Source organism: Nostoc punctiforme PCC 73102, from assembly GCF_000020025.1.
Lineage (GTDB): Bacteria > Cyanobacteriota > Cyanobacteriia > Cyanobacteriales > Nostocaceae > Nostoc > Nostoc punctiforme.
Genome location: NC_010628.1, coordinates 3,432,393 through 3,454,701 on the forward strand (window position 1 = coordinate 3,432,393; position 22,309 = coordinate 3,454,701).

General features: G+C 43.8%; 18 protein-coding genes and 28 tRNA genes. 8 read left to right on the forward strand and 38 right to left on the reverse strand.

The genetic code is table 11. The features are described from left to right. Window positions 1-64: 64 nt before the first annotated feature. Window positions 65-382, reverse strand: a complete 318-nt coding sequence (locus tag NPUN_RS13980; RefSeq protein WP_012409297.1) for a hypothetical protein — start codon at window positions 380-382, stop codon at window positions 65-67. A gap of 437 nt (window positions 383-819) precedes the next feature. Between NPUN_RS13980 and NPUN_RS13985 the strand changes: the two genes are divergently transcribed. Further along, on the forward strand, window positions 820-1,665 hold the full coding sequence (locus NPUN_RS13985; RefSeq protein WP_012409298.1) for a hypothetical protein: 846 nt from the start codon (window positions 820-822) through the stop codon (window positions 1,663-1,665). A 63-nt stretch (window positions 1,666-1,728) separates the two neighbouring features. Here NPUN_RS13985 and NPUN_RS13990 read toward each other — a convergent pair whose 3' ends face one another. The 4 genes from NPUN_RS13990 to pds form a co-directional block, all read right to left on the reverse strand. Next, a complete protein-coding gene (locus NPUN_RS13990) occupies window positions 1,729-3,051 on the reverse strand; it encodes an ABC transporter substrate-binding protein (RefSeq protein WP_012409299.1) in 1,323 nt (440 codons plus the stop codon). 204 nt (window positions 3,052-3,255) lie between these two features. After that, window positions 3,256-3,347, reverse strand: a tRNA-Ser gene (locus tag NPUN_RS13995). Between the two features lie 141 nt (window positions 3,348-3,488). Then, entirely contained in the window at window positions 3,489-4,421 is a 933-nt protein-coding gene (gene crtB / locus NPUN_RS14000; protein ID WP_012409300.1) for a 15-cis-phytoene synthase CrtB, read from the reverse strand. After that, window positions 4,405-5,844 (reverse strand): 15-cis-phytoene desaturase, encoded by a 1,440-nt coding sequence (gene pds / locus NPUN_RS14005; protein ID WP_012409301.1) that lies wholly within the window; start codon window positions 5,842-5,844, stop codon window positions 4,405-4,407. Before pds ends, crtB begins: the two co-directional genes overlap by 17 nt. A 360-nt stretch (window positions 5,845-6,204) precedes the next feature. On the opposite strand from pds, the gene NPUN_RS14010 reads away from it, so the two are divergent. Then, entirely contained in the window at window positions 6,205-7,293 is a 1,089-nt protein-coding gene (locus NPUN_RS14010; protein ID WP_012409302.1) for a glycoside hydrolase family 3 N-terminal domain-containing protein, read from the forward strand. A 102-nt stretch (window positions 7,294-7,395) separates the two neighbouring features. On the opposite strand, the gene NPUN_RS40715 is transcribed toward NPUN_RS14010, so the two are convergent. The 27 genes from NPUN_RS40715 to NPUN_RS14115 all read right to left on the reverse strand — a co-directional run bounded on the left by NPUN_RS40715 (window position 7,396) and on the right by NPUN_RS14115 (window position 10,222). Next, a tRNA-Lys gene (locus NPUN_RS40715) sits at window positions 7,396-7,466 on the reverse strand. A 156-nt stretch (window positions 7,467-7,622) separates the two neighbouring features. Continuing rightward, a tRNA-OTHER gene (locus tag NPUN_RS40720) sits at window positions 7,623-7,705 on the reverse strand. 7 nt (window positions 7,706-7,712) lie between these two features. Beyond that, window positions 7,713-7,785 (reverse strand) — tRNA-His (locus tag NPUN_RS40725). A gap of 6 nt (window positions 7,786-7,791) precedes the next feature. Next, window positions 7,792-7,865, reverse strand: a tRNA-Ala gene (locus NPUN_RS14015). A gap of 48 nt (window positions 7,866-7,913) precedes the next feature. After that, window positions 7,914-7,986: transfer RNA gene (locus NPUN_RS14020), tRNA-Thr, on the reverse strand. An 8-nt stretch (window positions 7,987-7,994) separates the two neighbouring features. Beyond that, window positions 7,995-8,071: transfer RNA gene (locus NPUN_RS14025), tRNA-Met, on the reverse strand. 10 nt (window positions 8,072-8,081) lie between these two features. Further along, window positions 8,082-8,154, reverse strand: a tRNA-Leu gene (locus tag NPUN_RS14030). 4 nt (window positions 8,155-8,158) lie between these two features. After that, window positions 8,159-8,231 (reverse strand) — tRNA-Pro (locus NPUN_RS14035). A 6-nt stretch (window positions 8,232-8,237) separates the two neighbouring features. Then, a tRNA-Leu gene (locus NPUN_RS14040) sits at window positions 8,238-8,314 on the reverse strand. 5 nt (window positions 8,315-8,319) lie between these two features. After that, a tRNA-Leu gene (locus NPUN_RS14045) sits at window positions 8,320-8,393 on the reverse strand. A 3-nt stretch (window positions 8,394-8,396) separates the two neighbouring features. Beyond that, window positions 8,397-8,469, reverse strand: a tRNA-Pro gene (locus NPUN_RS14050). A gap of 1 nt (window position 8,470) precedes the next feature. Further along, window positions 8,471-8,548: transfer RNA gene (locus tag NPUN_RS14055), tRNA-Leu, on the reverse strand. Window positions 8,549-8,554: 6 nt separating this feature from the next. Beyond that, window positions 8,555-8,631 (reverse strand) — tRNA-Leu (locus NPUN_RS14060). A 6-nt stretch (window positions 8,632-8,637) separates the two neighbouring features. Beyond that, a tRNA-Gln gene (locus NPUN_RS14065) sits at window positions 8,638-8,713 on the reverse strand. Between the two features lie 3 nt (window positions 8,714-8,716). After that, window positions 8,717-8,789 (reverse strand) — tRNA-Gln (locus tag NPUN_RS14070). A 5-nt stretch (window positions 8,790-8,794) separates the two neighbouring features. Further along, window positions 8,795-8,869: transfer RNA gene (locus NPUN_RS14075), tRNA-Asn, on the reverse strand. 6 nt (window positions 8,870-8,875) lie between these two features. Further along, window positions 8,876-8,973, reverse strand: a tRNA-OTHER gene (locus NPUN_RS14080). 81 nt (window positions 8,974-9,054) lie between these two features. Then, window positions 9,055-9,129: transfer RNA gene (locus NPUN_RS14085), tRNA-Arg, on the reverse strand. 4 nt (window positions 9,130-9,133) lie between these two features. Continuing rightward, window positions 9,134-9,223 (reverse strand) — tRNA-Ser (locus NPUN_RS14090). A gap of 4 nt (window positions 9,224-9,227) precedes the next feature. Next, window positions 9,228-9,329 (reverse strand) — tRNA-Tyr (locus tag NPUN_RS40730). A gap of 7 nt (window positions 9,330-9,336) precedes the next feature. Further along, window positions 9,337-9,407, reverse strand: a tRNA-Glu gene (locus NPUN_RS14095). Window positions 9,408-9,469: 62 nt separating this feature from the next. Further along, window positions 9,470-9,541: transfer RNA gene (locus NPUN_RS14100), tRNA-Trp, on the reverse strand. A gap of 3 nt (window positions 9,542-9,544) precedes the next feature. Further along, window positions 9,545-9,618, reverse strand: a tRNA-Ile gene (locus NPUN_RS40735). 11 nt (window positions 9,619-9,629) lie between these two features. After that, a tRNA-Cys gene (locus NPUN_RS14105) sits at window positions 9,630-9,703 on the reverse strand. Between the two features lie 3 nt (window positions 9,704-9,706). Further along, window positions 9,707-9,831 (reverse strand) — tRNA-OTHER (locus NPUN_RS40740). A 4-nt stretch (window positions 9,832-9,835) separates the two neighbouring features. Beyond that, window positions 9,836-9,909 (reverse strand) — tRNA-Asp (locus NPUN_RS14110). A 118-nt stretch (window positions 9,910-10,027) separates the two neighbouring features. After that, window positions 10,028-10,222, reverse strand: coding sequence for a hypothetical protein (locus NPUN_RS14115; RefSeq protein ID WP_052304597.1), 195 nt, complete (start codon window positions 10,220-10,222; stop codon window positions 10,028-10,030). Window positions 10,223-10,417: 195 nt separating this feature from the next. Between NPUN_RS14115 and NPUN_RS14120 the strand changes: the two genes are divergently transcribed. After that, window positions 10,418-11,263 carry a polysaccharide deacetylase family protein gene (locus NPUN_RS14120; protein WP_012409303.1) on the forward strand — a complete coding sequence of 282 codons (846 nt, stop codon included), beginning with the start codon at window positions 10,418-10,420 and terminating at the stop codon, window positions 11,261-11,263. Between the two features lie 31 nt (window positions 11,264-11,294). On the opposite strand, the gene NPUN_RS14125 is transcribed toward NPUN_RS14120, so the two are convergent. From NPUN_RS14125 to NPUN_RS14135, 3 genes are all read right to left on the reverse strand, one after another. Further along, window positions 11,295-11,684, reverse strand: coding sequence for an alr0857 family protein (locus tag NPUN_RS14125; protein ID WP_012409304.1), 390 nt, complete (start codon window positions 11,682-11,684; stop codon window positions 11,295-11,297). A 16-nt stretch (window positions 11,685-11,700) separates the two neighbouring features. Next, window positions 11,701-12,207 (reverse strand): HNH endonuclease, encoded by a 507-nt coding sequence (locus NPUN_RS14130; RefSeq protein WP_086000624.1) that lies wholly within the window; start codon window positions 12,205-12,207, stop codon window positions 11,701-11,703. A gap of 134 nt (window positions 12,208-12,341) precedes the next feature. Continuing rightward, window positions 12,342-12,593 carry a hypothetical protein gene (locus tag NPUN_RS14135; protein ID WP_012409306.1) on the reverse strand — a complete coding sequence of 84 codons (252 nt, stop codon included), beginning with the start codon at window positions 12,591-12,593 and terminating at the stop codon, window positions 12,342-12,344. Window positions 12,594-12,664: 71 nt separating this feature from the next. On the opposite strand from NPUN_RS14135, the gene NPUN_RS14140 reads away from it, so the two are divergent. The 3 genes from NPUN_RS14140 (at window position 12,665) to NPUN_RS14150 (ending at window position 16,527) form a co-directional block, all read left to right on the forward strand. Next, window positions 12,665-13,000 (forward strand): ribbon-helix-helix domain-containing protein, encoded by a 336-nt coding sequence (locus tag NPUN_RS14140; protein WP_012409307.1) that lies wholly within the window; start codon window positions 12,665-12,667, stop codon window positions 12,998-13,000. Window positions 13,001-13,888: 888 nt separating this feature from the next. Next, a complete protein-coding gene (locus tag NPUN_RS14145) occupies window positions 13,889-15,910 on the forward strand; it encodes a sensor histidine kinase (protein ID WP_041566144.1) in 2,022 nt (673 codons plus the stop codon). 8 nt (window positions 15,911-15,918) lie between these two features. Beyond that, window positions 15,919-16,527, forward strand: coding sequence for an SRPBCC family protein (locus NPUN_RS14150; protein ID WP_012409309.1), 609 nt, complete (start codon window positions 15,919-15,921; stop codon window positions 16,525-16,527). 80 nt (window positions 16,528-16,607) lie between these two features. Here the strand turns inward: NPUN_RS14150 and NPUN_RS14155 are convergent. Continuing rightward, window positions 16,608-16,680 (reverse strand) — tRNA-Glu (locus NPUN_RS14155). 327 nt (window positions 16,681-17,007) lie between these two features. On the opposite strand from NPUN_RS14155, the gene NPUN_RS14165 reads away from it, so the two are divergent. After that, on the forward strand, window positions 17,008-18,927 hold the full coding sequence (locus NPUN_RS14165) for a cation:proton antiporter (RefSeq protein WP_012409310.1): 1,920 nt from the start codon (window positions 17,008-17,010) through the stop codon (window positions 18,925-18,927). 148 nt (window positions 18,928-19,075) lie between these two features. Further along, window positions 19,076-19,972, forward strand: a complete 897-nt coding sequence (locus tag NPUN_RS14170; RefSeq protein ID WP_234710955.1) for a transposase — start codon at window positions 19,076-19,078, stop codon at window positions 19,970-19,972. A gap of 191 nt (window positions 19,973-20,163) precedes the next feature. Here NPUN_RS14170 and NPUN_RS14175 read toward each other — a convergent pair whose 3' ends face one another. Then, a complete protein-coding gene (locus NPUN_RS14175) occupies window positions 20,164-20,826 on the reverse strand; it encodes a cytochrome b N-terminal domain-containing protein (RefSeq protein ID WP_012409311.1) in 663 nt (220 codons plus the stop codon). 279 nt (window positions 20,827-21,105) lie between these two features. Then, on the reverse strand, window positions 21,106-21,801 hold the full coding sequence (locus NPUN_RS14180; protein WP_012409312.1) for an esterase/lipase family protein: 696 nt from the start codon (window positions 21,799-21,801) through the stop codon (window positions 21,106-21,108). Between the last annotated feature and the right edge of the window lie 508 nt (window positions 21,802-22,309).

Here is a 22,309-nt window from a genome sequence, read left to right on the forward strand (position 1 = left end):
ACAGAAGCAATTAATCGCATCTCTCATGTACAGACAGAAGCAATTAATCGCGTCTCCTAAATCTTTAGCTAGCTGCTTGTACAGGTTGTTGTTGAGACACATTACCTGGTATGGGTTCCATTTTGGTTCCCGGCCCTACAGGACTGACTTCAATATGATTTAACAAGGTAGTGACAAACGCAAACAACAAGAAAGGTAGCGATAGCAGAACGACCAAACCCGCAGTTGCTAAAGCGTACACAGGACGCTTGGCACCCATCAGCGCCAAGGCAGATGCCAAACTTAGGGTAATTGTAATTAACCAAACAATTATTTGGCCGTAGATGTCACCAAAAGTCAGGGTACAGACAAACCGATACTTTTGAATATTATTTCCGCTCATCACATTTGCCTCAAGTCTCTCCTATATAGGTTCTACGTTAGAACCATGTTTGCTTTGTAGACAATTTCTAAATATTTTTGCAAACTTCGTAATATTACTTCACAATTCACTTTTTTTGTTACAAACCGCAATTCATAGTCCTGGATGGCGTAAATAGAATAATCATAATCGACGGTAAGCCCTTTTCCTGTATCTCCACGTTCCCTGTACTACGGTGTATACATAAGTCCTAAAAACCTAGTTTTGTAGGGTGTCTTATGCGGTAGCTGTAACGCACTATTCTAGATTATTGGTGCGTTATGACCATAGATAAATCCAGCAAAGTAAGGATGTGAAATCCGATTTTTTGGTGTTAAATTTTGAGTATTGCCGGAATTTGTTGACTTAAATCAACAAAAACCTTTATTTTTCGTGGCAATGTTGTTTTAGGAGTGAACGTGAATACTATTTTTCTTCGTAAAGGTGTTTTTTGGTTGCCAGGTATAGCTGCTCTTGTAGTTCTGAGTAGCGGCTTATCTGCAAGTGCCCAGACAGTAGACAAGGTAAGCAGTCAGGTATTAACTGACTCTTCCGCAACCGTAGCGTCTCCCAATGAGTTTAGTACAGAACTAGACTCTGTAAGCCAAAATCTCTCTACAGAAACAACTGAAACATTTACAGCCACAAATTTAGCTGAGGTACAGCAGCTCCAAAATCCTGTAATACAGGAAAATGCCAGTGCAACGTCTACACCAGTTCCAGGAACAGTGGCAACCTCGTCTGCGACTCTCACCTCTAAGTTTGTCCAACCGACTTCTCAAACGACTACTCAACCATCTGCTACCAAAGTGGCACAATCGGATATTGATTTAGGCAGAACAACCCGTGGTGGCAGTAGCTATATTGGCGTTGCTGCTAACATTGGTTTGAGTGGTGATGGTAGCTCGTCTTTGGGCGATGGTAACTTTGCAGTAGTTAGTAAAGTCGGACTGACAAATTCTATATCGGTACGTCCTTCAGCCGTATTTGGCGACAACACGACCATTTTGCTTCCGATCACCTACGATTTTACCTTCAAATCAGCAGATGCTTTTAGCGAACCGTTAGCGATCGCACCTTACGTTGGAGTGGGTGGAGCTTACAAAACTGGTGATGATTCGCAATTTGCCTTTTTGGTAACTGGTGGCATTGATGTGCCTCTAACTCCTCAATTCACAGCAACGGCCTCTGTCAATGCAGGATTTTTCGATCAAACTGATGTCGGCTTGTTGTTAGGAGTTGGTTACAACTTCACTGGATTATAAGAGTTAGGAGTTAAGAGTTAGTAATATTTCATTCATAGCTCTTAACTCCTAATTCCTGATTTTCTACTTGGGGGTAACTTTGTCAATTACCTTGATTTTGCCATCGTTTCCAACTGTCCAAACGTCGTATACACCAACGACATCGCCGTTAGCATCAACATCTACGTTGCCGCTAGCTCCTTGATAGTTAATCTTTTTACCATCTTTCAGTAACTTCAGTCCCTCGCAGACATCGGTAACTTCTGTGCCAGGGCCATCAGCGACTTCACGAATTTTGCCGGCTATTCCAACGCCTGTATTTTCTTTAGCAGCTTGTGCTGCCAATGTCAATAATGCAGCCGCATCCCAAGCTTGAGGGGCATATTCCCCTGGTTCATTACCCTTTTTATCCTTCCACAGTTTGTTGAAAGCTTCTAGTGCTTTACCATCGGAACCGGGTACTGTACCGATCGCTCCGGTTAAAATATATTTACCATCACTGCCTTTGCCAACTTGTTCTGGAAAAGTAGGTGATTTCACCCCATCTGTAAGCAGAATTTGCACTCCCTTCGCCACACCTTGCTGATAAGCGGCTTTCAAGAACAGACTGCCAGTTTCAGCGTAAAGTACAGCTAGAACTGCATCTGGCTTACCAGCAAAGGCAGCTGCCGCTTCTGTATCAAATGTCTGGGCTTTCGGATCGTAGCGAACAGGCTTATCTTTATTAACTATAGTTCCACCCAATTTTTCAAAAGTTTGCACAAATGCTTTTTCAAAGCCAACGCCATAGTCGTTATTAATCACAACTGTAGAAACTCGCTTGAAACCTTTTTTTCTTGCAAGTTGGGCTAAAGCTAGTGCTTGGTAGGTATCAGGGGGAGCAGTACGCGCCCAAAAGCCTTTATAGTCGCCTTTTTGGGCCTTTTCAGTAAAGACAGGACTGGTACTACCAGGGGAAACCAGCATAACTTTATTCGGTGTGGCAATTGAGACTGCTGCACTAGAGACGCTACTGGCAAAGGAGCCAACTACACCTGCTACTTTATCTAAAGTTGCTAGTTTGGTCATACCGGCTGCACCCGCTTTCGGGTCGGTTTGGTCATCTACTTGCACCAAGTTAACTTGTTCGCCATTCACTCCACCGCAAGCGTTGACCGTATCGACTAGTAAAGGTACAGAACCCAGCATCTGTTGTCCGACAGAAGCCAAGTCGCCTGTCGTCGGTAGTAGAGAACCAATTTTTAGCCCTTTATCACTGCTTATCGTAGTTGAGTTTGCTGCTGGGGTCGCACTACTTCCAGTGGTAGCTGTACCATTAGGGTTACTACTATCACCACAAGCTCCAACTAGGAATCCAATTGCTAGGGTAGCTATACTAAAGGTTAAGACGGCGCTAATTTTTCTCATAAGTAACTTTGACTCCTCAGATATTTAGGAGCCTAAAAGTAAGATTCAAACTAGATTTTTAAATTAGCTGTATCTTATCAGGACTCCAAAAGATAAATCATATCATCCATCTTTGGGAGTAGAAATATTTACACTAGATTAGTATTATTGTTCCACACAGAACATAGCCTGCGTATTACTAGGTGTCTATCAAAGGCTGGAAAACGGAGAGGGAGGGATTCGAACCCTCGGTACGGAGTTGCCTGCCGTACAACAGATTAGCAATCTGCCGCTTTCGACCACTCAGCCACCTCTCCATGACTCACGAATATCAATGTTATCAGACTTGCTTTTAAGAGTCAATAGTCATTTATCATTGGTCATTTGTCATTTGTCATTAGTCGTTGGTTATTTATAAACTACTAAGGACTAAGGACTAGGGACAAATGACTAATTTTTTAAAGGACTTGCGATCGCATCCAAGCTAAGGGCAAGGTGCGTAACTTTTTCCACTGGGGAACGAAAGCTCGCCGACTGAACACATCGTAATCGTTGCGTTCAATCACCTCCAAAATCTGGCCGTACAGCATTGATGCTGCCCATACAGGCCAACGGGCATCGGATGCTAGATAAGTTATTCCCTGGTTTGACGTGGTATAGAATTGGCGGGCCCGTTCAATTTGAAAGCGCATTAGCGCCCGCCAGCGATCGTCTACTACACCTTTGAAGAAGTCTTGCTCGGTGTAGTTGAATTTTTCCAAGTCCTCAAGGGGAATGTAGATTCGCCCCCGTTTGGCATCTTCTCCCACATCCCGCAGGATGTTGGTGAGTTGATTGGCAATTCCCAGAGCGATCGCTTCTTCTGTGGGAAGATATGGTTGTTTGTTCTGATGCCACGGAGCGGTGTATAGGGTGCTATCTACACCCATGACTTCTGTTGACATTAAGCCAACAGTGCCAGCAACGCGGTAACAGTAGAGGTATAAATCCTCAAAGGTTTCATAACGACTGCGATATAAGTCCATACGCTGACCGGCAATCATATCCCGAAAGGGCTGAATGTCCATCGGAAAGCGCTGGAGGGTATCAACTAAAGCGACATCGTAATTTTCTAATGGTCGTCCCGCAAAAATCGATTCCAGCTGCTGTTCCCATAGGTCTAGGGTTTCTGGCGTGGTAATAGCAGATGCGGGCCCATCCACTAATTCATCTGTACGGCGACACCAAGCGTAAATTGACCAAATAGATTGACGTTTTACCGGACTCATGAGCAAAGTACCCAGGTAAAAAGTCTTGGCATACTTTGCTGTGAGATGTCGGCAAAGTTTGTATGACTCGTCTACAGAGACCAGCGTTTTCATGCGCGGGGGGGAATCAGGCAGTTGCAGCATTCGTTGCGGGCGGTCGGGTGAGCGTTTGCAGGTTTGAGGAATTTGCTACCGGGAGAGCCTCAGAAATTGCCTGCGCTGTCAGCTTACCAGAAAGTACGGCACCTTCCATACTGCCTAAGTAGCGTTGCATGGTATAACTTCCGGCGAGATAGAAGTTGGCAATGGGCGTAACTTGTGCGGGACGGTACTGTTGACGACCAGGGGTCGCTTTGTAAACTGAACGCGGCGTTTTCACCACATGAGATTTTAGCAATGTTGCTGGATTGTCTCCCCCAAAGTGGTCTGGGAAAAGTTTTTCCAATTCAGCAAGCGTTGCAGCCACAATCTCCTCATCGGATTTGGCAATCCAATCTTTTGCCGGAGCTAGAACTAATTCCAGCATTGAGCGATTGGGGTTGGCGTATTCACGGCAGGTATTGCTCATATCAGCATAAACGCTTAGGAGGGGCGATCGCGAAAAAAGTAGGTGATCAATTTCTGTAAGTTTCCGGTCAAACCACAGATGGAGGTTAATCACTGGTACTCCTTCTAAACCTTCTAGCTTTTGAAAGAACTCCATAAGCTTCCAAGGTTTAGGCAACATAACTTTCAAAGGATCAACTGAGATGGCAGATACATACGAATCAGCTGTAATAACTTCATCTTCTGCCCCATTTAACCCTCGAATCAAGTATCCCTTCACCGTGCCATCGGCGTTGAGCAAAATTTCTTTCAAGGGGGCATTTAGCCGCACTTCTCCACCGCGTTCTGTGATGTAATCTACAATCGGGTTGCATAGACGTTCTGTGGGAGAACCATCTAAAAATGCAATCTTGGAGCCATATCGTTCTTGCAGAAAACGATTTAGTGCAGTTAAGAGAATCGTTGCGGAAACTTCATCAGGATTGATAAAGGTGAGTGCTTTACATGCGGCGATAAAAACGTCACTAGTTACCCGCTCATCAACACCTCGCCTTTTCAACCACTCTAAGAAGCTATATTTGTCCATCTCTTCGACATACTTCTGACCCCGAACCACTGCGGGAAGTAGGCCAACGGCAAATCGAATCTTCTGCTCCCAAGTCAACATATCTTTGTTGCGAAGAATCGATGCTATGACGTTGAAAGGAGATGGAATATCTGGAACATCAAAACGTGAGAGTGTTCCAGGCTTGTCTGGTTGATTAAAAATCAGTGTATGCTCTTTCCACTGGAGTCTATCTTCAATGCCCAACTCCTTGAGCAATTGGAGCATATTAGGATATGCCCCAAAGAAGGCGTGTAACCCGGTTTCGTACCAGTCGCCATCAGAGTCTTTCCACGCCGCAACCAGACCACCCAGTACGTCCCGGCTTTCCAAGACAATGGGAGTATGACCTGCGTCCGTGAGATATTTCGCGCAGGAAAGTCCTGCTAGACCAGCACCCGCGATCGCTACTCGCATTTAACCCTAATGCCCTTCAATATTTCTTAACGGTTTTATCGTTCTCATTATACGTTGCAATCTGTTACATTTGACGGTTATTGTGCGATCGCTTCCCTAAAAAACTTTTGCCAAAGGGAATTTTACTGAGGTGCATCTAACCCAAAAAATTAGTAATACCCTTGTTGGTAATAGATTTGGGCGTGTATTTCATCTAGATTTATGTGCAGAGAATTTAGGTAAATAAAAGTAATTCTTTGACTTAAAATAGGTAATCTCAAAAGTAGTTGATTTCTTTGAGAATTCGTGTATCCGATCTGAGAAAATATCTAGGATACTGGTTATAGACTGCTATTAAACAACTCAGTTAGGTAAAAAATTATGAGTGGATCGCAGGAGCTAAAACGCTTTGGACATCACCTGATTCTAGGGATTTCCGGCGCTACATTAAGCGATGACGATAAACGCGCACTCAGTGAATTAAAGCCGATTGGGGTGATATTTTTTGCTAAGAACTTTTTGGATGGCACTCCATATCAAGTTTGGTTGGAAAGCTTTAAGGATTTAAACAACCAGATACGAGAATATGCTGAACGTGATTCAATGTTTATGACTTTGGATCATGAAGGAGGTCGTGTCATTCGTACACCATTGCCGATTACGCGATTTACTCATGCATTGTTGCTGCGATCGCACGCCCAGGAAGTAGCAAAAGCCACAGCAACAGAACTAAAATCACTGGGAATAAATTTATCTTGGGCACCTATAGCAGATGTTTTTTCCCATCCCCACAACCCTGTCATTGGGCCTCGTGCCTTCGGTAACACTCCCGAAATCGCTGCAAAAGATGCCCGTGACTACTACCTTGGGCTTCAAGAATCAGGAATTTTGGGATGCGCCAAACACTTCCCCGGACATGGAGACACTAGCAAAGACTCTCATATTGAGCTACCAATACTGGATTTAACTTTAGAAGACCTGCGACTTCGAGAACTTATACCTTTCAAAGCCCTAATCGAAGTACAGATTCCTTTAATTATGACTGCCCATATTTTATTTCCTAAGATAGATGCAGATTTACCAGCAACGCTATCCCAGCCTATCCTCAACAGCATACTTAGGAAAGAACTTGGCTTTCAGGGAGTGGTTGTATCTGACGACTTGGATATGAAAGCGATCTCAGATATGTTTATGAAAGCTGGTACTGTGGCGCGATCGTTTCATGCAGGTTGTGACCTGTTCATTGTCTCGCGCAATATCAATTCATCATCTATTGAAAGAACCTATCAGATCGCTGAAGATTTTGTCGATTCTCTTAGCAATGGTAGCTTAGACGAATCAGTAGTGGAAGCAGCCAGAGAAAGAATTGAGAAACTACTGGCAGTGACACCGCAATATCCCGTAGAAATTTTGGATAGAGATATACTATTGCAACATGCTAAATTAGCGATCGCTAGTTCCTATTCATAACCCAACCCGCATTCAAGTTGCATATTAGCGATTGCCAAAAGGCTAACTAAGATTGCATTTCTTAATTTTGAATTTTAAATTTTAAATTTTTAATTGTTTTAGTGGGTGGTATAGGGGTCGAACCTATTTCTGCGAGTTAAAAGCTCGCTGCACAGCCGATATGCCAACCACCCTAGTTAATTTAAGAAATGAGTCGGTGCGATCGTATATTTTTTACATCGCAAGCTTTGTAACACCAAACTTAGATATAAATCCACCTGAGAGGTACTGCCCCTCCTATTTCTGTGTTATCAGCACAGCGCCTCGCTTTTCGGCTCCAGGTGGAAAAAAGGAAGATGGAGGAATCGAACCCCTACAGTTGCCCATACCCTGGTTTTCAAGACCAGTTGCCGTCCATTCAGCTGCATCTTCCATTGAGGGGTATCAGACGGGACTTGAACCCGCTTTGACTGGTTCCACAAACCAGCGCCTCGACACTTTGGCTTCAGATACCATCAGTGGAATCAATGGGAATTGAACCCATAACCTCCTGCTTGCAAGGCAGGCGCTCTAGCCATTTGAGCTATGACCCCATATTTTTTGGTGGATACTGGTCGGAATTGAACCGACATCCTTAGTCAAGCTGGTAACAGGAATTGAACCTGCAACCTACTGATTACAAGTCAGTTGCTCTGCCAATTGAGCTACACCAGCACTATTTTTGGTGACGGGGGCAGGAGTCGAACCTGCTGATATTCAGGTTATGAGCCTGACGAGCCACCGTTGCTCTATCCCCGCATATTCACCAATACCCCTGACTGGATTTGAACCAGCATCCTCTTCGTTCTAGGCGAAGTGCCTCTTCCGTTGGGCTACAAGGGCAAAATCTGAGTGACAGGGATCGAACCTACGACCTGGAGTTCCCGAAACTCCCGCGCTCCCATCTGCGCTACACCCAGATATTTTGGTACTCCCGACAGGATTTGAACCTGCAAAAAACTAGATCCTCGGTCTAGTGCGTCTTCCGTTCCGCCACGAGAGCATTAGTGCCCCTGACAGGATTTGAACCTGCAAAATCTGGACTCTGATTCCAGCACGTATGCCAGTTCCGTCACAGGGGCATATCGGGATGGCAGGATTTGAACCTGCGACTCCATGCTCCCAAAGCATGGCTTCTGGCCGCTGAATTACATCCCGTTGGTACTCCTGGTGGGAGTCGAACCCACAAACAAACAGATTTTAAGTCTGCCACCTCTTCCAATTGGGCTACAGGAGCAAGTTTTGGTACTCTTGGTGGGAATTGAACCCACAACATACCGTTTTTGAGACGGCAGCCTCTTCCAGTTGGGCTACAAGAGCAAAGTTTGGCAGCCCCACCAGGACTCGAACCTGGAATCTTCGCCTTCAAAGGGCGCTATGTTGCCAATTACACCACAGGGCTTTATTGCCAGGGCAGGGTTTGAACCTGCAACCTCATCGTTCAGAGCGATGCGACTTACCAATTCGTCCACCCGGCAATGAATGGCTGCCTCAGTAGGACTCGAACCTACAACCGCGCGGTTAACAGCCGCTTGCTCTACCATTGAGCTATGAGGCAACGAAGCCCCCCAGGTCGGAATCGAACCGACGACCTCCTGTTCTTGTCTTTCAGACACGCTTCGCGAACAGACAGGCGCTAACTACCAACTGAGCTACCGGGGGATAAGAAGGAGAGATGGGTTTTACCCAGTGGACTGGTTTAATTCAACTCGAATTAGCCACTCCATCATCTCTCCCATGTAACGAAAATGGAGGGATTTGAACCCTCACGTCTTCAGTTTCGTAGACTGAGATGTTATCCAGTTACACCACACTCTCAAAACGGAGAGAACAGGATTTGAACCTGCGACGGGTATTAGCTACCCGCTTCCTCTTAGCAGGAGGACGCTTTTAGCCACTCAGCCACCTCTCCATAGTGGGTCGAGCAGGATTTGTAGCTTGCTTCCCTAAGGGTACCTGCGTGCAAAAAAGAACAGTTTTACAGACTGTCGCCTTCAGCCAGACTCGGCCACCGACCCATAATCATTCCCTCGACGAGAATTGAACTCGCATCTGTGCTTTGAAAGAACACTGACTTAACCATTAGTCCACGAGGGCATAATTTACCGAATTTTAGATTTTTTAAATTTATAAATTTAAAAAATCTAAAATTGTCTGACACAGGGACTAGGATTTGAACCTAGAACATCGGATTTGGAGTCACGAGGTGTTACCGTTACACCATCCCTGCATTTGGTGGCAGCGGCGGGATTTGCACCCGCATATACCAGGGTATGAGCCAGGGGCTTTACCATTAAGCTACACTGTGATCGCACCAGAGGTCAGGGCGGGATTTGAACCCGCGCTAATCGGTTTTGCAAACCAACGCCTTCAACCACTTGGCTACCTGACCATTTGGGAGTCCCGACGACGAGATTCGCACTCGCAATCTTCAGTTTGAGGAGGCAGCGCGTTGCGGAGGTTCCCTCCGTTGTAGCGACTGCCGTAAACTGACGGCTTAAACTATTCGCCTACAGGACTACAACCAGGGTGACGGGACTTGAACCCGCAACATTTCCGCAGACAACGGAACGCTCTAGCCAGTTGAGCTACACCCCGATTTTTTGGAATCTGTGCCTAAATTTTTAGGTTTTTAGGCACAGAATTTTGGTGAACTTGCCCATTTCTTATTTAGTTTTCAAGGTTCAGAAAGTTTATTTTTTACTGTGAGAAACTGTTAGGAAAACAACCGAAACTCTAGGTAGCAAGCCTGTTGTGTATTACGGATGTATTCTGTGGTTTTGCTAAGTGCAAACTTAAAATTTTTTTGTTTAATTGCCTCTACTTCAGATGGTTTACAAGTAGAAGCGGCTTTCTTGACTAAGGACTCTGGTTGATTCCAGCGTCTCTGTTTGAGTTGTATGTAGAACATGACTTTGACCCTTGCGAAGCTTTGTCTTTCGCCTCACTACAAATATACTACAAAATACTACAAGAGGTGTCAAGGGGTTTGAGAAAGTTTTTTTGAAATTGTCTAGAAAAGCTTCTGTGCTTAGATTCCAACTTATTCATACCTCTTAAAACTAAAACTACAGCTTATGATTGGTTGAGTTTTTAAAAGCCTGACGTGACAAACAACTACCTCAAGCGACAAAAGATAATTAGTTTTGTCGCGATCGCCTCTACGATTACAGCTTGTAGTATTTCTCCAAGCGCTTCCCCACAATTGGGGTTGAACGAGCCAATCAGCAAAAGCCATACTGCACAAGTTCAAAATCCAGCAAAGGGACAAGTTAATGAACTACCGCCATCAGCGAAAGTAGAAAACCTTACATTTACAGTTCCAACTAAATTTCAAGGAAAAACAGTTTATAAGGTTCAACTGAGCAGCAACAAAAAGGTTATTGCTCTAGGCATTGATGATGGGCCTTGGCCAAAAACAACCCTGGAAATGCTGGATATTCTCAAGCAAAATGATGTTAAAGTGACATTCTTTTGGGTAGGACAAGCCTTACAAGCAAATCCTGACCTAGCTAAACAAGTGGTTGCCGAGGGACACGCCATTGGCAACCATACTTGGCATCATTGGTATCGGCGAATGGATGAAGCCACAGCTAAGAGTGAAATCGATCGCACATCTGACCTGATATACAAAACTACAGGGGTGAAAACTTCTCTATTTCGTCCTCCTGGAGGCTTTTTAAATAACGGACTAGCCGCGTATGCAAAAAGCCAGAAAGATGCTGTCATTATGTGGTCGCTAACTTCAGCTGATACCGATCCTCACGCCAAACCACAAGCATTTGTAAATAATGTCTTGAAAGGCGCTAAACCAGGTTCTATTGTTTTGATGCATGATGGTGGTGGCGATCGCCGAAGAACTGTAGAAGCTTTGCCACAAATTATCAGTGGACTCAAACAGCAAGGCTACCGATTTGTGACAATTCCCGAATTGTTGCAAATGGCGCAATAAAGGGTGAGAAATTCTCACCCTACTATTTCGTTTATTCGCTCATGACAGAAGCACAAGCTTGAGCTTCCTGCCAAAGTTTGTGCAAAAAGAACTCAGCGCGATCGCTCATAGTGGTGAAAAACACACCTACAGCATCCTTAGAACTATCTGATAACCAAGAACCTTGCAGAGTGACTTCCATATATTGGGTATCAGAGGCACACAGAGCAATGATTTCTCTGTCATCTCTTTTTACCTCAGCCTTAAGCACTTCTACTCCTGGCAAATCAACAGGGAGCAAAAAGGAAGCAGTACTGGGCTCAATGCATAAACTTTGCCCAACTCGCAGGGCCAAAATCACTCGCTGCGCTACCCATTCTTCTAGCGACAGAGTGAGACATTCCAAATCAAAACTGCTTTCAGTGTAAGTTAATTTCAGCATTCCTTATGCTCTCCTGCTATTCCAGGCTTGCTTGCATATCTATCCAAAACTGTTCGGCAAAAGAAATCGCGGGGTGAATTGGCGCTTTTGGTTTGGTACGTAATTGCATACCAGATTCAAACAGGGTGCGATCGCCTTTACGGGAGTTACATCTCTCACAAGCTGTGACTACGTTATCCCAAGTGTGAGAACCGCCTTTAGAACGCGGCATCACATGATCTAGTGTTAGATGCTTGCCGCTACCGCAATATTGGCAACTGTGATGATCTCGCCGTAAAACTTCCCGCCGATTGACTGGCGGAACTTTCCACATCCGCTCATTAGAAGCGATCGTTAAGCGAATATGTTTTGGCACTTCAATTACCAAGTTGGGTGAGTGAACTCGCCATCCGGCTTCTGTGGTCAAACCTAACGGTTGAGCTTTGTTGGTTACTAACAGCACGATCGCCCGCTTGATATTGATCCGACATAGTGGCAAGTAATTTTGAGAAAACACCACCACAGATTGCTCTAACACTTGCATTGCGTTTGCGCCGCGCATTGTTTGCGTAGCATCTCGCAGAGAAGATATCGTCACAGCTTCACTCCTTATAAAAAAACCCCCGCTTCCTGTTTGGGTGAAGCGGGGGTTAGAATTGACCGGAAAACTCTCTGGTCTCATATTGGTACAGCATTTCTTTGCCTGTACCCCCCGCTTTCTTCATCTAGTTGTGGTTTCGCAATCAACCCACTTATGCTGAGATGTCTAAAATCATAATTACCCTCTGTGATTTGCCCATAATTTCGGCTACCATCGCCCATAAATAAATACTCCACTTCCATAGCAGCTGATTCCCAACTGGCTCGGCAATTGGTAGCGCACAAAATTGAAGTAGAGATGGGGAAAATGGATTTCACAGAAAATTTCACCTATTGAACATTCCTTTAAACATACTACACTTGTATTACTATCCTGTCTATAGTTTCAAGGAGAAATAGTGATGCATACGATCGCCCGCACCCCAACCACCGATATGGAAGTTACCAGCATCCGCCTAGAGCGAGAACTCAAAGACAAGCTCAAAGAAATAGCTGGAAATCAGGGATATCAAGCTCTGATTCGAGATATTCTTTGGAATTATGTCCAACAAAAATCAGGTGAATGGAAGCCTCGATTTTCCCGAGCGGACATTCGAGCTAGCATAGCAGCCACAGCCCAGCAAGAAGAACGTTGTGTACTAACAGGTCAACTAATTCAACCCCAAGAACCAATGCTGTTAGGACTGACGAGAAATGGCGATATGGTTCCTCTAAGTGTCGAGAGTTTGGCTGGATAGTCTTAATTCAGGCAATGCAGCCTAGTTATTTTATTTAGGGCTGACGTACAAGAGATCCTCCAACCCCCTTAAATAGGGGGATATTAAGATACCCCCTGTTTAAGGGAAACCAATTGCTCAACTTAGGGATACCCAAGTTGAGCAATTGGCGTTTGTTAAAGGGTAGTGGGGCTACGCAAACGAGGTTTCAGCTTTTCAGTACGTAAGTCTTATTACTGAATAATTGGGCTGCATTCAGTATTTAGCTTTATTTTCTCGAATAAGTAAGATTTATTGTTAAGATTTGTAGCTTAATAAAAGTAAATTCTGAGGGAATACAAATTTTATATTTTAGATTTTTTGGTTCATGCCCCGCTCTGAGCTAAGCGATTAGTCTGTTTCAATGCAAAATCCAAAATCCAAAATTGGTTTAACGCTCTGGCTTAGTTATATTTGATTGAAAGCAACACAGAGCAAAGGATAGCTGCTTAAAGGACTAAAATAAAAACAAAATTTTACAAAAATCTTAAAATCAATCCAGTGTTTTTACGGTCATGACTGGGGGATTTTCCTAGGATTCCAGAGAAATTACGGTTTATGTATACTTACAGACAGGATATTCTAAATCAAAGTTAGTTAATTATCTCAATATAAAGAAGATAAAGCAGCCAAAAATAATCAGGCTGGGTCATTTTAGAATATCCTAAGTATCTCACTACCTATGTAGCAATTTGCTTTATATAGCAGCAACTTGGCCATCTGCCATAGAAAAGGGCTATAACAGGTGAGAGAAAGTATTCATATAAGATTTGTCAATTATCAAGGTGTCGCAACACAACTAACGGTGAAGAATATGCCAATGGGTTGGGTGCAAAAACAATGGATTTATTATCCGAGGGCGTGCCAAGAATGAAAAAGCCTTTATGGTCGCCGACAGAGTACGTAGATGACATAGATCGACTACAAACTTACAAAGTCAAGCTGATGCAGCATCAGGAAGAAACTGCCCACCAGTTGGTACAAAAGATTAACCAAATCATTGCCAATACCTCAGCTACGGCTTTGATGTTGCAAGATATTGCCCAATTGCTAGGAACTGCTTTTGAAGTAGATTGTTGCTGCTTAGTTTCAGTAACGGGTGAAACATCCGACGAAGCAACTACTATGAATTGGTGTGCCGATCAATATCTCGGGTTGCCACATCCAGAAGAAATGTTTTCGATGGAACAATTGCTTATGCACTCGCCAGTGCTGCAATGTGCTGCTGAACCATTGACTATTGAAGATATTTCCATCATTCAGAAGAGTCTGGTAATTGGCTGTCAGTATTTACCCCTACCCATAAAAGCTGTTTTGGCAATTCCCACCAGATTTAGTGGAAATAATAATGGGGTAATTAGTCTGATTAAATTCCAACCTTATGATTGGAGTGAATCAGAAAAACAACTGCTCAAAGAAGTAGAGTCTGCTTGTGCGATCGCTTTTTCTCAAGTGGCGCAAGCTAAACTAATTACTCATCAACAACAGTATCTGCAAAAAGGCGATCAGTATCAAAGCTTGATCAAGCAATTAACATTATTGAGTCGCAGTAACTTGGAGCTTAATCAAATGCTCCAGTTAGTTATCGCCTCTACTGCTGAATCTCTACAGGCAGATCGAGGTTTACTTATACTACTAAAATATACCGATCCACTATTTAGGACTCAAGGTAAAAAACAAATTCCGAAAGCGAAAGCTAGAGTGGTTGGTGAATGGGCGAAGGCAACACAAATTTCCCGCACTACTAAACCAGAAACTTTAGATCAGCAGTCCTTCTTGGTTTCGGAGTGTGGTTTATGTCAGCGTCCCTTCATAGATTCTGGAAAAGCAGTAATCTTCGATAACTATACAGAGCAAAATGATACCCCGGGAGCTGCTCCATTATTTGCAATAGAGCAATTGCCTGCCGTCTTATTAGTGCCATTAGAAAGTCAAGGTAAAATCTTAGGATTTTTGGTGCTACAGCAAGCGACCACTCGCAGTTGGCAAGCAGCCGAATTAAATCTTGTGGAAATGGTTTGCGCTCAAGTAAGTAACGCCATAATTCAGTCACAGACATTGCGCCAAGTACAAACTTTGGTAGATGAGCGGACAGCGAAACTCCAGAGTAGTCTAGAACTCCAGGCAAAGTTGCATGAAAGAACCCGGCAATATGTAGAGCAGCTGCGGAAACTCAATGAACTCAAAGATGAATTTTTGAGCAATATGAGCGATCGCTTGCGCTATCCTTTGACAAATATGCTGATGTCCATTCGGAACTTACGTTTGCCAGGAATTGCACCAGAGCGTCAAATTAGATACATGGATATCCTAGAGCAGGAATGCACAAAGGAAATCAACTTGATTAATGACTTGTTGACACTCCAGAAACTAGAGTCGCCTCACGAAGCTCCACAATTAGAATCTATAGATTTAAATACTAGAATTCAGGATATAACAGTAGCTTTTGAGAAGAAACTCGCAGAGAAGGGATTAAAGATTTCTGTAGATTTACCAGAGGAATCGCTAAAACTGCAAACGGAACTGGAGAGTTTTGACCGCATCCTGCAAGAGTTGTTAACTAATGCCTGTAAATACTCACAGCATGATACCAACGTTCATTTAGAAGCTGTTCACCGAGTCGATCAACAAATCGATCAAGTTATCATAAAGGTGACGAATACAGGACACGCCATCTCCCAAGAAGAAGCAACCTACATCTTTGACAAATTCCGTCGTGGAAAAGGGCGTTGGACTCCAGGGACTGGCTTGGGACTTGCTCTAGTCAAGTCTTTAGTGCAGCATTTGAATGGAGCGATCGCAGTTGAGAGTCTCCCAATCTCGGATTCTGAACAGAGCGAAATTTGCTTCACCCTGACTCTGCCGCAATTTTCTGACGAAAGCAAACCATAATTCTGAACGTGACTAAAGAACAGAACTCAACAGAGAACCTTGATTTTCAGTCTCCTAGTGATGACACCAACCTTGAAGGAGATTTTACTGCTGATATAGTCGCTTTGGCAGCTAAGGTAGAAGTTCAAATTCAGAAAATAGCAGAGCGACAGCGACAAATCAGTGCCAAAGTCCAAATCCCCCAACCAGTGGAAAAAATTTGGAAGGTTCTGACAGATTATGAAGCCTTGCCTGACTTTCTCCCCAATCTCGCCAAGAGTCGTCTAATCGAGCATCCCAACGGTGGAATTAGACTAGAGCAAGTAGGCTCTCAGCGCTTACTAAATTTCAACTTTTCGGCGCGGGTGGTTCTGGATTTGGAAGAATGCTTCCCCAGAGAAATTAATTTTCGGATGGTAGAGGGAGATTTTAAAGGTTTTTCTGGTAGCTGGTGTTTAGAGCCTTATTCCCTTGGTGAGTATATAGGAACAAATCTTTGCTACACAATTCAAGTTTGGCCTAAACTCACCATGCCAGTGGGAATCATTGAAAACCGCCTGAGTAAAGACCTACGGTTGAATCTTGTTGCTATTCACCAACGTGTAGAAGAGTTAGCCAACAAACAACCGTATATATAACTAAACGAGCGTTCAAAATTATTTTGAACGCTCGTTTAGATTTATTAACTTGTAGAAAGACACGCTTCTACTTTTTTAAGTACCCCCAGGGGAATTCGAATCCCCGTTACCTCCGTGAAAGGGAGGTGTCCTAGGCCTCTAGACGATGGGGGCATCGGACTCAGACCTTTTATAAAATAACCAATTTCCTGGCTGTTGTCAACAGCTTTTGCGAAAAAAAGTTTTTGGCAGCTAAACTGGGTGGTGGCTAAAGCTTGAAAAGGATACAAAGAGATGGAGACAAAAAAAGAATTTCGTAGAAGCTCCTGTGGGAAGCCGCAGGCTGTATCAGCATCTGGCGCTGGGAACTTCGAGAGAAGCTCAGATAGAAAAAACGGTAAATTCTGCAAGGGACAAAAGGGTATGATGTTGTACCCTGTAGAGTTAATATCTACGATTTTTTACCAAAGATTTTGAAAGAAATCGCTCAAAATCTAAAACATGGAAGCATCTTTTGAAATTACCCTACAGATGGCGATCGCTGTTTTTGCAGGCATTAGCGCTCAAGTGCTGGCTGCATACTTTCGCATACCTAGCATCGTCTTGTTATTGCTGTTAGGCATATTGTTTGGCTCTGATGGCATAGGGCTATTGCATCCCCATTTGTTAGGCACTGGAGTGGAAGTTATTGTCGCCCTAGCAACTGCAATAATTTTGTTTGAAGGCGGACTTAATTTGGATCTGCGAGAGTTGGGCAGAGTTTCAGTCAGCTTACAATTGCTCGTCACTCTCGGAACGCTAATTACACTGCTTGGTGGCAGTATGGCTGCTCACTGGCTGGGTGAATTTCCTTGGAATATAGCTTTTCTCTATGCTTCCATCATTGTGGTGACAGGCCCAACCGTCGTTGGCCCTTTGCTCAAACAAATCAATGTAGATCGGCAAGTAGCAACACTTTTAGAAGGCGAAGGGATTTTAATTGACCCTGTAGGAGCGATTCTCGCCTTCGTTGTCCTCGATACGATTTTGAACGGCGATGCCGATCCAATTAATGCGATCGTCGGTTTATTAATACGCCTGGGTGTTGGTGCAGCAATTGGTGGTGCTGGCGGTTATCTGATGAGCTTGATTTTCAAACGTGCCAGCTTTCTGTCATTTGAGCTAAAAAACTTAGTGGTGTTGGCGATACTTTGGAGCTTGTTTACCTTATCGCAGATGATCCGCAGTGAATCGGGAGTTATGACGACAGTTGTTGCAGGAGCAGTCTTTGCTAACTCCTCTGTCCCAGAAGAACGACTGTTACGAAGCTTTAAGGGTCAGCTAACAATTCTCAGCGTATCGGTGCTATTTATCTTATTAGCTGCCGATCTATCTATTGCCAGTGTGTTTGCTTTGGGCTGGGGTAGTTTATTCACTGTTTTGGTATTAATGTTTATCGTTCGCCCGATTAATATCCTGTTGTGTACCTGGAACAGTGACTTAAATTGGCGACAGAAACTATTTTTAAGCTGGGTTGCTCCGAGAGGAATTGTTGCGGCTTCTGTAGCTTCTTTTTTTGCAATTTCCCTTACTCAGCGTGGCATTAACGGTGGTGATTCCATTAAAGCTTTAGTCTTCCTGACAATTATCATGACTGTTGTCTGCCAAGGGCTAACAGCTGGCTGGGTTGCCAAATGGTTGCAAATCACCTCCAAGGACGTAACTGGGGTAGTGATTGTGGGTTGTAATCCATTGAGTCTTTTGATTGCCCGATTCTTTCAAGAACGGGGAGAAAATGTGGTCATGATTGATACTGACCCCGAATGTCTTGTTCAAGCTGAGGCGCAAAATCTGCGAGTGATTGCCAGCAGTGGGTTAGATGCTGCTGTATTGGAAGAGGCGGGACTTGCTTCGATGGGGACTTTTTTGGCGATGACAAGTAATGGCGAGGTGAATTTTGTTTTGGCTCAACGAGCAGCCGAGGAATTTAAGCCGCCGCGCGTTTTAGCTGTTTTCCCCCGCGATCCGCAAGCAAGTATTTCGGTTAGTAATAAAGTTAATCAAGCTTTTATCTCAGACTTAGCGATTAAAACTTGGAATGAATATTTAAATGATGGGCGAGTCAAACTGGGGACAACTACGCTAAATGAGTTGGAATTTTCCACTCAGTGCGATCGCATTCAAGAAAAGATTCGGACTGGGGTGTTGATACCCTTATTGGTAGAACGAGAAGAACGCTTACAGGTAATGCCAGTTAACCAAGATTGGGAAATTGGCGATCGCATTATTTACCTATTGCATGACCCCAGACCTAGCCTTTTAAAACGTTTATCTGGTGCTACCCAATCCACTCCCCTCTCTCTAGAAAAGTTAGCGGAGGTTGAAGACCTATCCCTCGCCCAATTATCTCAACTTTCCACTAGTGAGGCTCCTGGGGGATGAGGGAGAGGGGCAGGGGAGCAGGGGAGGCAGGGGAGAATATGCTGTAATTTCCCACCCAGCAATAGAGGGTTTCAAAGGAAATAAATCTATTTATGCTTAATAGACTTGTCGGGAAATAAGAGAGAATAGACAGCAGTGGTAGGGAAGAATGATGCTGAATATTGAAGGTGCGCTGAAGCAAGACCGACTGTTGAGGGCATTAACTGGGTTGAACCGGAAAGCATTTGATGCCCTTTTGCCCACGTTTACCACGATGTACCTAGATACTCAACAGGCCAAGCCTCGTCAACGTGGCCTGGGTGGAGGACGCAAAGCCCGCTTACTTACAGCCCAAGACAAATTGTTTTTCATCCTTTTCTATTTCAAATGTTATCCGACCTTCGATGTGGCGGGACTGCTCTTTGATATGCATCGCTCCCAGGCACATGAGTGGATGCATCGATTGCAGCCAATATTAGAAGCGGCTTTGGGACAGAAGATGGCGCTGCCGGAACGCCATCTCGAAAGCATTGAAGCATTTTTGTCACGCTTTCCAGGAGTGCAACGAGTGATGATTGATGGGACAGAACGCCCAATTGCGCGACCTCAAGAAAGAGAACAACAACAACAGAATTACTCCGGTAAAAAGAAACGTCATACGCGTAAACACTTGGCGGCAGTTGATGAAACCAAACGGGTCTTGATCTTAAGCAAAGCACGAGAAGGCAAACTGCATGACAAACGTTTTCATGACGAAGATGACATTGCAGGTAGTGTGCCTGATGAAATTCCGATTGAAGTAGACTCGGGCTTTCAGGGATTACAGAAGCAGTATGACAATCTCCATCTTCCTCACAAAAAGCCCAAAGGGGGCAAGTTAAGTGACCTTCAAAAAACGGAGAATCGTCAATTGAGTCAATCCCGTGTAGTTTGCGAAAATGCCTTTGCTGGTGTGAAGCGCTACAACGCCGCCAGTGTCATTTATCGTAATCGGATTGAAAACTTTGATGACCATTTGATGCTGACCGCAGCAGGATTATGGAACTTCTACTTGATGGCTGCTTAAGAGAATCCCAATTACAAGACCAGCATTGCCTCACTTATCTTTTATTTCCCGACAACTCTAATGTTAAATATTTATTTCAAGATGCATAATACAAGAAATAATGCATCCAAGATCAAGCCCATAAATAAATTTAGGGGCTTCTCCTCCCTGCCTCTCCTGCCCTCTGCCCCCTTCTCCTCTTCTTTGACTCTTTATGAGCTTTGGGAAGAAATAAATTCGCCTTCTGGTGGTTGTTGCAAATTACCAATTTCTGGCTTTGGCGCTTCTTGATACATTTCCCATTCCTGCCACAGTAAAGCAGATAAATGTACTATGGCAAGAATTAGCGTTGCCACCGAAATGAGATAACTATGTATTGTGTAAAGGTGTTCGACAGTAACTGTATTAATCGCTCCACCCCCAGTTAGGATTTCGCGCAGTTGTCCACCAATAAAAGGAATAGCTTCGATGGTTCCCAATTCAATGTTAAAACGCCAGTATCCTTCCTGAGTCCAATCTAGGATCATCGCTGTCCAGTCCAGCCCGATCGCACTTAAGGTCAACAAAATCCCGCTAATCCAAGCAGTCAGCCAACTCTTGCGGAATTGGCGACTTAAAAACATCACCACAATTTGAATCAGAGCGATCGCAATTACCGCGTTACCAGCAATGTTATGCGCTCTCCAAAACAACCACCCGTATGGCACTTGTGTATTAATCATCTTTAAGGAGTTATAAGCACCGCCTGCTGTCGGTTCATAGTAAAAAGAAAGCAAAACTCCCGTAGAAACATAAATTAAGCACAAAGTCAGAATCACGACTGACAATATCGTTGCTATTCGTCGCATAATCCTATCGAACTGGGTGCTTTGCATAGCTCACCCCTCCTGTTCTTAACTAGGTATTTATTCTCTTCTAATTTTAACTAAGAAATATTAATAGATGTTGCACTTCTCAAAGAAAAATAAATTTTTTTAATATTTCTGATAAGTTAACCAGCCTGCCTCAGACTTAAGGCTGAGGCTAATAGCCCAAACCATGATTCTCTGGTAGAGGCAATTCATGTAGACGCATTCGCAAAGCGTCTCGTAGAGAAGCGGCTTCCAGCAGGGTATTGCCCCTACACCGTGTAGTTTTACGTAAATCCTAATTAGTTAAATCAAATATTGCACCCAAGCTTTTAAGGGTTCTGGTGAGCCATACCACATTCCAGGACTTCTCGGAGAATGTCTCACACCTTCAATTACCAGATTTTCTGCGCCCTCCAGGTGAGCAGCTTCAATTGGTGTGATGCCATCTCCCCAAGTGTTGCCCTTACCACAGGTTAATTGGTAACTACTGTAAGCTAACCAGCTACCACGCCGCCTTTCCCCAAAGATAGTTTTGCCAGCCACACAAACGTAACGAACGTTTTTGTAAAAAGCTCCTGGGTAGTTATTACTAACAAAATCTAGATTTGAGCGTGTCCAGCGTTCTTGGCTAATATGGGGTGTACCCAAGGTTATGAGAGTCGCAACCAAAGGATGCGCTTTCCAAAGCGAGGGTTTAGCGTTACTGCCTACCATATAAGGCTTTTCTCCCATGTAGATGCGGGATATCCAACCTCCGGCTGAGTGACCAATTAAGTTAATTTGGGTAACATTATATTGCTCCAATGTGTGCTTGATTGTCAGGTCGAGTTTTTGTAGAATCGGTGTTACAGGTCTTCCGCCAATAGTGGGTAGCCAGTCGCGCCGTCGCAGTGGGACTGTAACCGTGGGAAAATTTAACTGCTGTAAGGATTGTTCTAGTTGGCGGTAAGCGATCGCGCTTTCTAGATATCCCGGTACAATAACTGTCGGTAACGGCATTTTAAATTTTTGATGCAATGATTGAGGGTTTGAAACTTTTTTACAAAGAAGTAGTCAAAAATCAAAAGCTATAATTGCGATCGCCCAACTGAACTCCTTTTATAAAAACCCAAATAGCCTTGGTGGTGTTTAGGACAGAATTTCAATAAAATTGTACAATTTACAACAGTTTTCGGAGCTGCTGATGTGGTACTATTCTCACATAGGCACTAGTCTCGGACAAGCAAATGTGCCATCTGTTACAGAAGCCTAGTTGACTGGAAAAGCGTAAAAAAACAAGGCGACTTCAGCAGATGTTTTGATGTACTCAGACTTGTATCTTGACTTAAACTTTAATAAATATCCCAGATATTAATTTTAATTGTGTGCGTCATAAAAATAACAAATCAAAAGTAGTAATTTTTCAAATATCTCTTTAGCAAGCTCAAATTTGAAGATATGAACCAGCGTTATTAAACAATTACAAACCTGAATAAATGGCAATTTTGGCGTTTTCATTGCCATGAGA

Coding starts and splice junctions, on each gene's coding strand:
- NPUN_RS14165 (WP_012409310.1), top strand. CDS start 17,008: ATGGAAGCATCTTTTGAAATTACCCTACAGATGGCGATCGCTGTTTTT.
- crtB (WP_012409300.1), bottom strand. CDS start 4,421: ATGCTGCAACTGCCTGATTCCCCCCCGCGCATGAAAACGCTGGTCTCT.
- NPUN_RS13990 (WP_012409299.1), bottom strand. CDS start 3,051: ATGAGAAAAATTAGCGCCGTCTTAACCTTTAGTATAGCTACCCTAGCA.
- NPUN_RS14180 (WP_012409312.1), bottom strand. CDS start 21,801: ATGCCGTTACCGACAGTTATTGTACCGGGATATCTAGAAAGCGCGATC.
- NPUN_RS14170 (WP_234710955.1), top strand. CDS start 19,076: ATGATGCTGAATATTGAAGGTGCGCTGAAGCAAGACCGACTGTTGAGG.
- pds (WP_012409301.1), bottom strand. CDS start 5,844: ATGCGAGTAGCGATCGCGGGTGCTGGTCTAGCAGGACTTTCCTGCGCG.
- NPUN_RS14140 (WP_012409307.1), top strand. CDS start 12,665: ATGCATACGATCGCCCGCACCCCAACCACCGATATGGAAGTTACCAGC.
- NPUN_RS14010 (WP_012409302.1), top strand. CDS start 6,205: ATGAGTGGATCGCAGGAGCTAAAACGCTTTGGACATCACCTGATTCTA.
- NPUN_RS14125 (WP_012409304.1), bottom strand. CDS start 11,684: ATGCTGAAATTAACTTACACTGAAAGCAGTTTTGATTTGGAATGTCTC.
- NPUN_RS13980 (WP_012409297.1), bottom strand. CDS start 382: ATGAGCGGAAATAATATTCAAAAGTATCGGTTTGTCTGTACCCTGACT.
- NPUN_RS14145 (WP_041566144.1), top strand. CDS start 13,889: ATGAAAAAGCCTTTATGGTCGCCGACAGAGTACGTAGATGACATAGAT.
- NPUN_RS14115 (WP_052304597.1), bottom strand. CDS start 10,222: ATGTTCTACATACAACTCAAACAGAGACGCTGGAATCAACCAGAGTCC.
- NPUN_RS14175 (WP_012409311.1), bottom strand. CDS start 20,826: ATGCAAAGCACCCAGTTCGATAGGATTATGCGACGAATAGCAACGATA.
- NPUN_RS14130 (WP_086000624.1), bottom strand. CDS start 12,207: ATGCAAGTGTTAGAGCAATCTGTGGTGGTGTTTTCTCAAAATTACTTG.